Here is a 12,206-nt window from a genome sequence, read left to right as displayed (position 1 = left end):
AGGAGATGCAACATCATGTCCAACAGCAACAGCAATCAGCCCGTGGTTTCCAGCGCTCGCGAGGCCCTGAACAAGTTCAAGATGGAGGCCGCCGCCGAGGTGGGCGTCAACCTGAAGCAGGGCTACAACGGCGATCTGACCAGCCGTGAGGCTGGTTCCGTGGGCGGCCAGATGGTCAAGAAGATGATCCAGGCCTACGAGAACGGTATGTCCGGCAAGTAAAACGCCATCAACAGAGATCCGCTCTGAACAACGTGGAAGAGCCGTCGGTCAATCGACCGACGGCTCTTCTGCGTCTTCACAGGCTGCAGCCTGCCACTGGCCCGGGGCTTCCTCCGGGCTCAACAGGCAGACGTTTGCCAGACAGCGATACCTGATCCCCCGGAAGGACACCACGTCTCCGACGGCGTAACCGTCCCGGTCCCCTGCCGGGCGGCTCCACAGGGGTACACCTGACCCATCCAGCCCGATGGGCTCATAGAGCTCCGGGGTGCGCTCCGGTACCACACCGGCGCTGGCGCGGTGGTCCAGGGTCACCTGATAGAGCTGGGGGTCCCCCACAGCATTGAAACCCTGGCGGACATAGTCTCCCGTCTGATACACCGTGCCGGGCGTGAATTCCGGATAGACCCAGGCCACCTCCATAGCCCGGGCGGGCTCCAGCTGGGCGGCAAAGAGCTGGAGCAGATGGTAAAATTGTTGTCCCTGTCCATCCATATCCCACATATGGCTACCCTCCCTTTTACCTATGGTGAAACAGGGGCATTTGTTGTACGTTTGCATACACCCAACACAAAAAACAAGGAGACCCGCCGTTGGGCGGGTCTCCTTGTTTTGAACAGAGAGGTAAGAGAGAGGAGAATGGTTTGTCATTTGTACCTGACGCTGTTATCATATCCGTTTTTCGCCAAGGGATGGTGAACAGGCTGTGAACAGATTCTGAAGGAATGATGAAGCTTTTCTTTCGCAGGCTTTTGGTATATTCCTGACCGCCGCCGCCATACTAAGGCCATCAAGGAAGAAACAGGGGAACGCGCATGGAAACATTTAAGCTGAAAACCGCCGTCTCCTTTGGAAAGGACGCCCTGGCTGCCCTGGAGGAGCTGGCCGGCGGGCGGGTGATGGTGGTCACCGACGATTTTCTGGCCAAGTCCGGCCTGCTGGACAAAGTGAAAGCCCGGCTGCCCGGCTGCACCGTGGAGACCTTTACCGGAGTGGTGCCTGACCCGCCTCTGGAGGTGGTGGCCAGGGGAGCCAGGGCATTGGCCGACTTCAAGCCCCAGGCGGTGGTGGCCTTTGGGGGCGGTTCCGCCCTGGATTGCGCCAAGGCCATGGTGGAGTACGGCAAAAAGCTGGGGGCTGCCGGGGAGATTTCCTTCTGGGCGGTGCCCACCACCGCCGGGACCGGCTCGGAGGTCACCTCCTTCGCCGTCCTTACCGACAGCCGGAAGGGAGTGAAGTACCCCCTGGTGGACGACGCTCTGCTGCCCCACCGGGCGGTGCTGGACCCGGTATTCCTGGCTGGTGTGCCCGCCAAGGTGACGGCGGACACCGGCATGGACGTATTGACCCACGCCGCCGAGGCCTATGTGGCCGCCGGGGCTAATGTGTACACCGACGCCCTGGCGGAGAAGGCCTTTGCCCTGGCCTGGAGCAGCCTGCCCGCTGCCTTTAACGGGAACCAGGAGGACAAGGGGCGTATGCTGTTGGCTTCCAACCTGGCGGGTATGGCCTTCAACGCCGCCGGGCTGGGGCTGAGTCACAGCATGGCTCACGCTCTGGGGGGGCGGTTCCACATTCCCCACGGGCGGCTCAATGCCATGCTGCTGCCCCATGTGATCCGCTTTAACGCCGCACGGCGGGAGACGGCGGAGCGATACGCCGCCCTGGCAAAGGCCTGCGGCCTGACACCCACGGCCAGAGGCTTGGCCTTTGCCATCGAGCGGCTGCGGGGACGGCTGGAGCAGCCGGGCCGCCTGTCGGAGTGCGGGGTGGACGCAAAGACGGTGCGGGACCAGGGAGACGCGATCGCCGCCGCCGCCCTGGCTGACCTGTGCGCCCCCTCCAATCCCCGGCCTGTCACGCCTCAGGACATCAAGGCCATTCTGCGGGAGCTGGCGTAATGGGGGAGCAGTTACTATCCGTTGGAATTGATATTGGAACCAGCACCACCCAACTGATTTTGTCCCGGCTGACCCTGGAGAACCGGGCCACCCCCTTTACGGTACCCCGGGTGTCCATCGCCGGGCGGGAGGTACTTTACCGCTCCGCCATCCATTTTACCCCCCTGCTGTCCGACACCGTCATCGACGCCGCCGGAGTGCGGGCCATTGTGGAGGAGGAGTACCGCAAGTCGGGCTTTGACAAGTCCCAGGTGGACACCGGGGCGGTCATCATCACCGGGGAGACCGCCCGGAAGGAGAACGCCCAGGAGGTACTCTCCGCCCTGTCGGAGTTCGCCGGGGATTTCGTGGTGGCCACCGCCGGGCCCGACCTGGAATCCATCCTGGCCGCCCGGGGAGCGGGTGCGGACGAATACGCAAAGGAACATCACACGACGGTATTACACTTTGATATCGGCGGCGGCACCGCCAACCTGGCGTTGTACCAAAATGGAGAGCTGGTGCGCACCGGCTGCCTGGACGTGGGCGGGCGGCTCATCAAGGTGGACAAAGGTGGACAGGTCACTTATGTGTCGCCGGTCTTTGCACGGGCGGGATGTCCCGCCCCGGCGGTGGGTGATCGGGTGACGCCGGAGAGCTTACAGCCCACCCTTCAAATCATGGCGGAGGCGTTGGAGCAGGCAGCGGGCCTGCGGCCCGGCCGGGACAAGCTGGACGCCTTTCTCACCCAGGGAACCAGCTGGACGGTGGAGGAGGTACCGGTAGTGTCCTTCTCCGGCGGGGTGGCCGATTGCATCTATGACCCGCCGCCTGACTGGCTGGCCTTTGGAGACATGGGCGTGCTGCTGGGGCGGGCCATTGCCGCCTCCCCGGCCTTCCAGAAGGCGGGCCGTTTCCGGGGAGCGGAGACCATCCGGGCCACGGTGGTGGGGGCGGGGAGCCACGCCACCGATTTGTCCGGCTCCACCATCTTCTACCGGGACATCACCTTCCCCCTGAAAAACATCCCCATCCTTAAGCTGGCTGCCGGGGAGGAGGGGGGACCGCCGGAAGAACTGGCAAGGTGTATTCAGGACAAGCTGAGCTGGTACCAGGATCAGGGAGGGCTGGTGCAGCTGGCCCTGGCTCTGCGGGGAGAGAAGAACCCCTCCTACAGCCGCATTCAGGAGCTGGCCCAGGGAGTGGCGGAGGGCCTGGCCCCCCTGGTGGAGGCGGGCTTTGTTCCCATCGTGGCGGTGGAGGCCGACCAGGCCAAGGTGCTGGGTCAGGCCCTGGCCGCCCTGCTGTCCGGCCCTCTGCTCTGCCTGGACGGGGTGGAGATGGACAACGGGGACTATATCGACATCGGCGCCCCGGTGGCCGGGGGCGCCGTATTACCCATCGTTATCAAGACCCTTGTATTTCACAAATCGTAGCCGCAAAGGAGCGATCACATGATACTCAAGACCAAGCTGCTGGGGCACGTCTATGAATTCAAATCGGTGAAGGACGCCCTGGCCAAAGCCAATGAAGAGAAGTCGGGAGACCGGCTGGCGGGCATTGCCGCCGAGAACGCCGAGGAGCGGGTGGCGGCCAAGGTGGTGGTGGCCAACCTGACTCTGGCCGACCTGCGCAACCACCCCGCCGTCCCCTATGAGGAGGACGAGGTCACCCGCATCATTCAGGACGACGTAAACGAAAAGATCTACGACCAGATCAAGAACTGGACGGTGTCCGAACTGCGGGAGTGGCTGCTGGCGGAGAACCACGACGGCGATGCCATCCGATGGGTGAGCCGTGGCCTGACGGCGGAGATGATCGCCGCCGTGGCCAAGCTGATGAGCAACATGGACCTGATCTATGCCGCCAAGAAGATCAAGGTTACCGCCCACTGCAACACCACCATCGGCCTGCCGGGCACCCTGTCCTGCCGGCTCCAGCCCAACCACCCCACCGACGATCCCGACGGTATCCTGGCCTCCCTGCTGGAGGGCCTGACCTACGGGGCGGGGGACGCGGTGCTGGGCCTCAACCCGGTGGACGATTCGGTGGAAAGTGTGCGCCGGGTGCTGGATCGGTTCCATGAGGTGCGCAACCGCTGGAACATTCCCACCCAGATCTGCGTGCTGGCCCACGTCACCACCCAGATGGAGGCGGTGCGCAAGGGGGCTCCCTGCGACCTGATCTTCCAGTCTATCGCCGGGTCCCAGAAGGGCAACGAGGCCTTCGGCCTGGACGGCAAGCTCATTGAGGAGGCCCGGCAGCTGGCCCTGAAGGAGGGTACCGCCGTGGGGCCCAACGTAATGTACTTCGAGACCGGCCAGGGCTCCGAGCTGTCCTCCGAGGCCCACTTCGGTGCCGACCAGGTGGTAATGGAGGCTCGGTGCTACGGCTTTGCCAAGCGGTTCCAGCCCTACCTGGTAAACACGGTGGTGGGCTTCATCGGGCCGGAATATCTGTATAATTCCAAGCAGGTAATACGGGCTGGATTGGAGGACCACTTCATGGGCAAGCTGACCGGCATCCCTATGGGGTGCGACGCCTGCTACACCAACCACATGAAGGCCGACCAGAACGACATCGAGGATCTGGCGGTGCTGCTCACCGCCGCCGGGTGCAACTACTTTATGGGCATCCCCCACGGGGACGACGTGATGCTCAACTACCAGACCACCGGCTTCCACGAGACCGCCGCCCTGCGGGAGATGTTCGGCCTCACTGCCATCCCCCCCTTCCAGCGGTGGCTGGAGGACATGGGCTTTGTGGAGAACGGCAAACTGACCCCGCTGGCGGGTGACGCGTCGGTGCTGCTGGGGTAAGGAGGTTTTGAATTTGGATGAAAAAGAACTGCGCTCCATGGTGGAGCGGATGGTGCTGGAGCTGGCAGGGAAGCCCGCTGCCGTGACCGCGACCCGGCCCGCCCCCCGGCAGGAGGACGTGAGCCAGGGCTGCCTGGAGGATATCACCCAGATTGACCTGCGGCGGCAGTACCTGGTGGACAACCCCCGCAGCGGCCAGGCCTTTCAGGACCTGAAGTTAAAGACCCCGGCCCGGCTGGGTTTGGGACGGGCGGGAGCCCGATACAGGACCATCTCCATGCTGCGGATGCGGGCCGACCACGCCGCCGCCCAGGACTCGGTGTTCTCCCATGTGCCCGACGAGTTCGCGGTGAACAACGGTTTTGTGCCCGTCCAAACCCTGTGCCAGACCAAGGACGAGTATCTGACCCGGCCGGACCGGGGCCGCCGGTTCGACGAGGAGAACCAGGCCATCATCAAAAAGACCTTTGGGCAGGACCCGAAAATTGCCCTGGTGGTGGGGGACGGCCTCAGCTCCGCCGCCATCGAGGCCAACGCCGTGGACTGTCTCCAGGCGGTGCGGGCGGGCCTGAAGGCCTACGGCCTGGAGGGCGGCCCGGTGCTCTATGTAAAGTACTGCCGGGTGGGCGCCTCCGACCACATTGGCGATCTGACGGGCGCGGAGGTGGTGTGTATGCTGGTGGGGGAGCGGCCCGGCCTGGTGACCGCCGAGTCCATGTCCGCCTACCTGACCTACAAGCCCCACATCGGCATCCCCGAGTCCAAGCGGACGGTGATCTCCAACATCCACAAGGGGGGCACCACCGCCGTGGAGGCGGGCGCGCACATTGCGGAACTCATCAAGACCATGCTGGAAAGGAAGGCGAGTGGAATTGACCTGCGTTGAGGATAGCAGCGGCAACGGGGCCCCGCACGGCGGGGCGCGCGTCAGCACGTACAAGCGTTTTGCCGCCAGGCAAAACCTTGATGCCGGGCGAATTCACTTCGCCCGAGCAGATGAAAATACACTTGGGGTCCCCGCGGGGCCTGCCCCGTGGGGAAAGTTTGAGGGGGTGACGGTATGACAGGCGATCTGATCCCGGCCAAGGTGCTGGCCACCCGCACTATTGCCAACGTCAGCGAGACCTTAGCCAAAAAGCTGGGCCTGCCCCGGCAGTACCGCTCCATCGGCCTCATCACCGCCGACAGCGACGACATGACCTACTGCGCCCTGGACGAGGCCACCAAGGCGGCGGCGGTGGAGGTGGTGTACGGCAAGTCCCTGTATGCCGGTGCGGCCAATGCCTCCACCGCTCTGGCCGGTGAGGTCATCGGCATTCTGGCCGGGCCCAACCCGGCGGAGGTGGAGTCCGGCCTGCGGGCCTGCGTGGACTTCATGAACAGCGGGGCGGGGTTCCGCTCCGCCAATCAGGACGACTCGGTTATCTACTTTGCCCACACCGTCTCCCGCACCGGCACCTACCTGTCCAAGGTGGCGGGGGTACGGGAGGGGGAGGCCCTGGCCTACCTCATTGCCCCGCCTCTGGAGGCCATGGTGGGTCTGGATGAGGCCATGAAGGCCTCCGACGTGGAGCTGGTGACCCTCTTTGAGCCACCCAGCGAGACCAACTTCGGCGGCGGCCTTCTCACCGGTACCCAGAGTGCCTGCGACGCGGCGGCGGCCGCCTTTGCCGAGGCGGTAAAGGCGGTGGCCGCCCATCCCAAGGAGGTGTGATCCTATGGAATTTGATAAAGATTTGAGATCGGTTCAGGAGGTCCGGGACCTGCTGGCCCAGGCGAAAAAGGCCCAGAGGGCCCTGGCCGTCATGACCCAGCAGCAGCTGGACGCCATCACGGCGGCCATCTCCCGGGCCGGGGCTCAGCACGCCCGGCGGCTGGCCGACATGGCGGTGGAGGAGACCGGCTTTGGCCGGAAAGAGGACAAGGAGATCAAAAACCGCTTTGCGGCGGAGACCTTGTACCAGGCCATCCGGGACCAGAAGACCCACGGCATCCTGGCCGAGGACAGGGAGCATCGGACGGTGGATATCGGCGTGCCGGTGGGTGTGGTGGCCGGGCTGGTGCCCTCCACCAATCCCACCTCCACCGTCATCTACAAGGCCATGATCTGCATGAAGGCGGGCAACCCTATCGTGTTCTCCCCCCATCCCGGGGCGGTCAACTGTATTTCCGAGACGGTAAATGTGATCCGCCGGGCGGCGGAGGAGGCGGGGGCTCCGGCGGGGGCCATCTCCTGCATCACCACCCCCACCATCGAGGCCACCAATGCCCTCATGCGCCACAACACCACCCGGCTCATCCTGGCCACCGGCGGCGCGGCCATGGTGAAGGCGGCCTACTCCTCCGGCACCCCCGCCATCGGCGTGGGCGCGGGCAACGGCCCGGCCTATATCCACCACACCGCCAACGTGGAGCAGGCGGTAAAGCGCATCCTGGACTCCAAGACCTTTGACAACGGCACCATCTGCGCCAGCGAGCAGAGCGTCATCATGACCCGGCGGATGGAACCGGCGGTGAAGGCCGCCCTCCGTGCCCAGGGAGCCTACCTGCTGGACGAGGAGGAGACCCGCCAGCTCTCCCGCTTTATTCTCCGGCCCAACGGCACCATGAACCCGGCCATCGTGGGCAAGAGCGTGTCCACCGTGGCCCAGCTGGCGGGCCTGAACCGGGTGCCTCCCTCCGCCCGGGTGCTGGTGGCCAAAGAGACCGGGGTGGGCAAGGGCCACCCCTATTCCAGCGAAAAGCTGGGCCTCATCCTGGGCTGCTTTGTGGAGGAGGACGAGGAGGCGGTGCTGAATCGCTGCATCGAGATCCTGGAGTGGGAGGGCGCGGGCCACACCTTCTCCATCCACACCGAGGACGAGAGCGTGGCCAAGCGGTTTGCCGCCGCCGTCCCCGCCAGCCGGGTGCTGGTGAACACCCCCTCCGCTCTGGGGGGCATCGGGGCCACCACCTGCCTGTTCCCCGCCCTCACCCTGGGCTGCGGCGCGGTGGGCGGGTCGTCCAGCTCCAACAACATCGGGCCGCTGGACCTCATCAACATCAAGCGGGTGGCCTGGGGCGTGAAGGAGCTGGAGGAGCTGCGGGGCGGCAGCCCGCTCTCCTCCGCAACCTGCACCGTGGACGAGGCTTTGCTCAACCGGCTGGTGGAGCAGATCATGGGGAGGCTGAGATAAGATGAGCGAGGTCAACGCCGACGGCGTGCTGCTGAACCCCCATGAGGCCATTTTGCAGGAGGCCCAGAATCTGACCAACTCCCTGATGGCCGAGCGCCCCCAGGGCCTGGAGGAGGACATGGAGCATGATGTCCAGGCCGGCAACGGGGAGGAGGCCGGCGAGGCGGGGGGAGCGCCCCATATGCCGGTGGCCGATACGCCCAGGCAGGCTCCCAGAAAGAAGGCCCAGCCGGGCCGGGGCAGAAAAAGCAAACCGACTTCCGCCCAACCGGCGGAGCCTATGAAACAGACAACTGACAGGAGGAAACAGAACATGGCAAATACGAACGCGCTGGGTATGGTGGAGACCAAGGGACTGGTGGGGGCCATTGAGGCCGCCGACGCCATGGTGAAGGCCGCCAACGTGCAGCTGGTGGGCAAGGAGCAGGTGGGCGGCGGCCTGGTGACCGTCATGGTCCGTGGGGACGTGGGGGCCGTCAACGCCGCCACCGACGCAGGCGCCGCCGCCGCCGAGAAGGTGGGCGAGCTGATCTCCGTCCACGTCATTCCCCGCCCCCACGCCGAGGTGGACCACATCCTGCCTCACGGCGGCGAGGGGATGGGGGAATAAATGGAGCTGCTCACCCGTGAGGATGTGCGCCGGATGTCGGACAACGGCACCCGGGGGCCGGTGGTGGTCAACAAGGACCAGAAGCTGACCCCCGGGGCCCGGGACTGGCTGGCCGCCCACAAGATCCAGGCGGTGTTTCCTCAGGGGCGGGAGGATGCCGGCGCACCCGCCCCTGGTAAATACCGTACCCTCTTCGGCGCCACTTTGAACGAAAAGCCGGAGCATATGACCCACCTCAAGGGCAACATCCTGGTGCGGAAAGACCACCCCCGCATCGCCTTCCGGGGCATGATCGACGCCCTGGAGGGGGAACTCATGCTGGCCCAGCAGGCATCCCATGAGTACCCGGCTCTGGTGAAGGAGCTGGAGGAGGCCCTGGCCCTGGTGCGGCGGCTCATCCGGTGCGATGTGCTGGACGAGCCGGTGGGGGAGCTGCGCCTGTGCGGCTACGACGCCGGGCAGCTGCGGGAATACTCCCACTACCCGGACAAATACCTGGGCCAGCCCCACTTCCTGCCCGCCTGCACCGACGGGCCTGCCCTGCTGGCGGTGAACAAGGTGCGCACTCTGGTGCGGCAGACCGAGCTGTCGGCCTATGCCGCCTTCAAGGACGTGGAGGGCAACGTGACCCGGGGGGACATCATTCTGGCCCTAAACCGGCTGTCCTCCCTCATGTGGATCATGATGATCAAGCTAAAGGCGGGACAATATGAACACGCTTAATACCATCAATATCGAGGTCCTGGCGGAAGAGATCGTCCGCCGTCTGACGGTGGAGGTGGAGGCCAGCGGCCGCCACGTCCACCTGTCCCGGGCCGATCTGGACACCCTCTTCGGCCCCGGCGTTCAGCTGACCCGGGTGAAGGACCTGTCCCAGCCGGGGCAGTTCGTGTGCGCCCAGCGGGTCACCCTGGAGGGGCCAAAAGGGTCCATTCCCAACGTGGTGGTGCTGGGCCCCGAGCGGAAGGAGAGCCAGGTGGAGATCTCCCTCACCGACGGCGTGGTGCTGGGCATTACGCCCCCGGTGCGGCTGTCGGGGGACATTGCTGGCACCCCCGGCATCACCCTGCGCAATGGGGACCGGGTGCTGCGGCTGGACCGGGGACTCATTGCCGCCAAGCGGCACATCCACATGACCCCGGAGGACGCCGCCCGCTTTGGAGTGGAGAATGGCCGGGAGGTGCGGCTCAAGTGCCTCACCCAGCGGCCTCTGACCCTGGAGGGGGTGGAGGTGCGGGTGTCTCCCCAGTTCGCCACCTTCGCCCACATTGACTACGACGAGGCCAACGCCTGCGGGTTCAAAAAAGGGGACCGGGCCCTGATTTTGCCGTGAGGCTGGAGTGGCGGGGGCGTACCCTGGTCATTACCTGGCTGCCGGTGGGGGCCATGGGGCGGCTGGCCGCTATGGCCCCGGCCAGTCCGGGGGAGACCGAGGTGCTGGCTGCCTTGCTGGCGGGGGCGCGGGTGTGTCTGGAGCGGAAGGCCCTGGAGTACCGGCTCTACCGCCGCACCGCCCCGCCGTCAATCTATCGCCGCTGCCTGGCCCTGGAGCGGCAGCTGAGGGAGATGGGGATCTGTGTTGCTGGGACAGGTGGCCGGTAAGGTATGGGCCACAAAAAAAGCCTCCAACCTCACCGGCCAGACCTTTCTGACGGTGGAGGTGGGGGACAGACTGATGGTGTGTGCCGACTGCGTGGGGGCGGGTGAGGGCGAGCGGGTCCTCATCGCCACCGGCGGGGCGGCACGCATCGCCGCCGGGGCAAATGTGCCGGTGGACGCCGCCATCATCGGGATCATTGATCCATAAGGGGGCGGCCCACCCGCCGCCCCGTTTCACAAAAGGGAGGGACAGTTTATGTCCATCAACGAGATCATCGTCTATCTGATGGTGCTCTTTATGGCCCTGGGGGCCATCGACCGCATCCTGGGCAACCGGTTCGGCCTGGGGGAGAAGTTTGAGGAGGGCATCATGGCCATGGGCTCTCTGGCCCTGGCCATGATCGGTATCATCTGTCTGGCCCCTGTGCTGGCCAACCTGCTGCGGCCGGTGGTGGTGCCTTTCTATCAGGCCCTGGGGGCCGACCCGGCCATGTTTGCCGGTACCATCCTGGCCAACGATATGGGGGGCGCCCCCCTGGCTCAGGAGCTGGCCCTGACGGAGGAGGCGGGCCAGTTCGGCGGCCTCATCGTAGGGGCAATGCTGGGCCCCACCATCGTCTTTACTATTCCGGTGGGTCTGGGCATTATCAAAGCGGAAGACCGGCCCGCTCTGGCCACCGGCGTGCTGGCCGGTGTCATCACCATTCCCATCGGCAGCTTTGTGGGCGGCCTGGTGGCGGGATTCCCGGTGATGATGGTGCTGCGCAACCTGCTGCCCATCGTGATCTTCGCGGTGCTCATCGCCCTGGGGCTGGCCTTTGTGCCTAACGGCATGGTGAAGGGCTTCCAGGTCTTTGGCCGCATTATCGTTATCATTATCACCATCGGGCTGGCCGCCGCTATCATCGAGGCTCTGACGCCCCTGACGATTATCCCCGGCCTCAACTCCATTGAGGAGGGCATCGGCATTGTGGGTGACATCGCCATTGTGCTGGCGGGGGCCTTCCCCCTGGTGTATGTCATCACCAAGGTGTTTAAAAAGCCCCTGATGAAGCTGGGCAGCCTGCTGGGCATGAACGACGTGGCGGCAGCGGGGATGGTGGCCACCCTGGCCAACAATATTCCCATGTTTCAGATGATGGGCGACATGGACCGCCGGGGCAAGATTATCAACGTGGCTTTTGCCGTGTCGGCGGCCTTTGTGTTCGGTGACCATCTGGGCTTTACCGCCGGCTTTGATTCCACCATGATCTTTCCCATGATCGTGGGCAAGCTGGTGGGCGGTGTCACCGCCGTGGCGGTGGCCATGTTCCTTACCCGGAAGGAGGTGCAGCATGGAGCGTAATCAGCTGGAGACCATCATCCGCCAGGTGCTGCTGGAGCATCTGGGCGGCGGGGTGCAGGCGGTGAAGGTGCCTGCCCTCACCGTCACCGAGGCCCACCGGATGAACACCGGCAACCCCGGTGACAAGGTGTATACCAGGGACCTGTTCACCCTGGAGCAATCCCCCAGGCTGGGGGTGGGCATCATGGAGATGACCGACACCACCTTTCCCTGGACACTGAACTACGACGAGATGGACTATGTGGTGGAGGGGCGGCTGGACATCCTTTGCAATGGGCAAAAGGTGTCCGCCGGGCCGGGGGAGCTGATCCACATTCCCAAGGGAAGCGAGATCCAGTTCTCCGTCACCGGCCATGCCCGGTTCCTCTACTTCGTCTACCCCGCCGACTGGCAAAATCAGCAGTAAAAAAGGTCCAGCCCATACAATGGGCTGGACCTCAGTCTGTCGAAAAAGTCCAGCATAAGCTGGGCTTTTTCGTTCATAAGAGGTAAAATAAGTAGCAGGTGGTGAGAAAGATGCTGGAACGCGGGAAAATGGATCGTAACGTAATCGAG

15 protein-coding genes are annotated in these 12,206 nt (G+C 64.7%); 14 read left to right on the top strand and 1 reads right to left on the bottom strand.

Features of this window, described 5'->3' with window-relative positions:
- Positions 1-15 precede the first annotated feature (15 nt).
- Entirely contained in the window at positions 16-222 is a 207-nt protein-coding gene (locus tag B5G40_RS14310; protein ID WP_087188670.1) for an alpha/beta-type small acid-soluble spore protein, read from the top strand.
- A 48-nt stretch (positions 223-270) separates the two neighbouring features.
- Here the strand turns inward: B5G40_RS14310 and B5G40_RS14305 are convergent, their stop codons facing one another.
- The gene (locus B5G40_RS14305) at positions 271-726 is read right to left on the bottom strand and encodes a hypothetical protein (RefSeq protein WP_087400212.1); all 456 of its coding nucleotides are present in this window, start codon (positions 724-726) and stop codon (positions 271-273) included.
- 311 nt (positions 727-1,037) lie between these two features.
- On the opposite strand from B5G40_RS14305, the gene B5G40_RS14300 reads away from it, so the two are divergent.
- The 13 genes from B5G40_RS14300 to B5G40_RS14235 all read left to right on the top strand — a co-directional run bounded on the left by B5G40_RS14300 (position 1,038) and on the right by B5G40_RS14235 (position 12,057).
- Positions 1,038-2,123, top strand: coding sequence for an iron-containing alcohol dehydrogenase (locus B5G40_RS14300; RefSeq protein WP_087400210.1), 1,086 nt, complete (start codon positions 1,038-1,040; stop codon positions 2,121-2,123).
- Entirely contained in the window at positions 2,123-3,538 is a 1,416-nt protein-coding gene (eutA, locus tag B5G40_RS14295; protein WP_087400209.1) for an ethanolamine ammonia-lyase reactivating factor EutA, read from the top strand. The genes B5G40_RS14300 and eutA overlap by 1 nt, the downstream gene beginning before the upstream one ends.
- Before the next feature lie 18 nt (positions 3,539-3,556).
- A complete protein-coding gene (locus tag B5G40_RS14290) occupies positions 3,557-4,921 on the top strand; it encodes an ethanolamine ammonia-lyase subunit EutB (protein WP_087400207.1) in 1,365 nt (454 codons plus the stop codon).
- Between the two features lie 13 nt (positions 4,922-4,934).
- Positions 4,935-5,807 (top strand): ethanolamine ammonia-lyase subunit EutC, encoded by an 873-nt coding sequence (gene eutC, locus B5G40_RS14285; protein ID WP_087400205.1) that lies wholly within the window; start codon positions 4,935-4,937, stop codon positions 5,805-5,807.
- 174 nt (positions 5,808-5,981) lie between these two features.
- On the top strand, positions 5,982-6,635 hold the full coding sequence (gene eutL / locus B5G40_RS14275) for an ethanolamine utilization microcompartment protein EutL (RefSeq protein WP_087330699.1): 654 nt from the start codon (positions 5,982-5,984) through the stop codon (positions 6,633-6,635).
- A gap of 4 nt (positions 6,636-6,639) precedes the next feature.
- Positions 6,640-8,097, top strand: a complete 1,458-nt coding sequence (locus B5G40_RS14270) for an acetaldehyde dehydrogenase (acetylating) (protein WP_087400202.1) — start codon at positions 6,640-6,642, stop codon at positions 8,095-8,097.
- Between the two features lie 313 nt (positions 8,098-8,410).
- Positions 8,411-8,707: a BMC domain-containing protein gene (locus B5G40_RS14265; RefSeq protein WP_087400259.1), complete on the top strand. Its 297-nt coding sequence runs from the start codon at positions 8,411-8,413 to the stop codon at positions 8,705-8,707.
- Positions 8,708-9,430: an ATP-binding protein gene (locus tag B5G40_RS14260; protein WP_087400200.1), complete on the top strand. Its 723-nt coding sequence runs from the start codon at positions 8,708-8,710 to the stop codon at positions 9,428-9,430. It begins immediately after the preceding gene.
- Entirely contained in the window at positions 9,417-10,040 is a 624-nt protein-coding gene (locus tag B5G40_RS14255) for a phosphate propanoyltransferase (protein ID WP_087400198.1), read from the top strand. The genes B5G40_RS14260 and B5G40_RS14255 overlap by 14 nt, the downstream gene beginning before the upstream one ends.
- Positions 10,037-10,309: a hypothetical protein gene (locus tag B5G40_RS14250; protein WP_087400196.1), complete on the top strand. Its 273-nt coding sequence runs from the start codon at positions 10,037-10,039 to the stop codon at positions 10,307-10,309. Before B5G40_RS14255 ends, B5G40_RS14250 begins: the two co-directional genes overlap by 4 nt.
- Positions 10,284-10,514 (top strand): EutN/CcmL family microcompartment protein, encoded by a 231-nt coding sequence (locus tag B5G40_RS14245; RefSeq protein ID WP_087400194.1) that lies wholly within the window; start codon positions 10,284-10,286, stop codon positions 10,512-10,514. The genes B5G40_RS14250 and B5G40_RS14245 overlap by 26 nt, the downstream gene beginning before the upstream one ends.
- 48 nt (positions 10,515-10,562) lie before the next feature.
- The gene (gene eutH, locus B5G40_RS14240; RefSeq protein WP_087400192.1) at positions 10,563-11,651 is read left to right on the top strand and encodes an ethanolamine utilization protein EutH; all 1,089 of its coding nucleotides are present in this window, start codon (positions 10,563-10,565) and stop codon (positions 11,649-11,651) included.
- Entirely contained in the window at positions 11,641-12,057 is a 417-nt protein-coding gene (locus B5G40_RS14235; protein ID WP_087330684.1) for a cupin domain-containing protein, read from the top strand. Before eutH ends, B5G40_RS14235 begins: the two co-directional genes overlap by 11 nt.
- The last annotated feature ends 149 nt before the right edge of the window (positions 12,058-12,206 follow it).

Source organism: Flavonifractor sp. An9 (genome assembly GCF_002161245.1).
Lineage (GTDB): Bacteria > Bacillota > Clostridia > Oscillospirales > Oscillospiraceae > Flavonifractor > Flavonifractor avicola.
Note: the sequence above shows the minus strand (reverse complement) of the source record. Positions and strands in the feature narration are given on the sequence as shown.

Bases quoted from the DNA above. Each gene is read 5' to 3' on its own strand.
- B5G40_RS14310 (WP_087188670.1), top strand. From the start codon at position 16: ATGTCCAACAGCAACAGCAATCAGCCCGTGGTTTCCAGCGCTCGCGAG.
- B5G40_RS14305 (WP_087400212.1), bottom strand. From the start codon at position 726: ATGTGGGATATGGATGGACAGGGACAACAATTTTACCATCTGCTCCAG.
- B5G40_RS14300 (WP_087400210.1), top strand. From the start codon at position 1,038: ATGGAAACATTTAAGCTGAAAACCGCCGTCTCCTTTGGAAAGGACGCC.
- eutA (WP_087400209.1), top strand. From the start codon at position 2,123: ATGGGGGAGCAGTTACTATCCGTTGGAATTGATATTGGAACCAGCACC.
- B5G40_RS14290 (WP_087400207.1), top strand. From the start codon at position 3,557: ATGATACTCAAGACCAAGCTGCTGGGGCACGTCTATGAATTCAAATCG.
- eutL (WP_087330699.1), top strand. From the start codon at position 5,982: ATGACAGGCGATCTGATCCCGGCCAAGGTGCTGGCCACCCGCACTATT.
- B5G40_RS14270 (WP_087400202.1), top strand. From the start codon at position 6,640: ATGGAATTTGATAAAGATTTGAGATCGGTTCAGGAGGTCCGGGACCTG.
- B5G40_RS14265 (WP_087400259.1), top strand. From the start codon at position 8,411: ATGGCAAATACGAACGCGCTGGGTATGGTGGAGACCAAGGGACTGGTG.
- B5G40_RS14260 (WP_087400200.1), top strand. From the start codon at position 8,708: ATGGAGCTGCTCACCCGTGAGGATGTGCGCCGGATGTCGGACAACGGC.
- B5G40_RS14255 (WP_087400198.1), top strand. From the start codon at position 9,417: ATGAACACGCTTAATACCATCAATATCGAGGTCCTGGCGGAAGAGATC.
- eutH (WP_087400192.1), top strand. From the start codon at position 10,563: ATGTCCATCAACGAGATCATCGTCTATCTGATGGTGCTCTTTATGGCC.
- B5G40_RS14235 (WP_087330684.1), top strand. From the start codon at position 11,641: ATGGAGCGTAATCAGCTGGAGACCATCATCCGCCAGGTGCTGCTGGAG.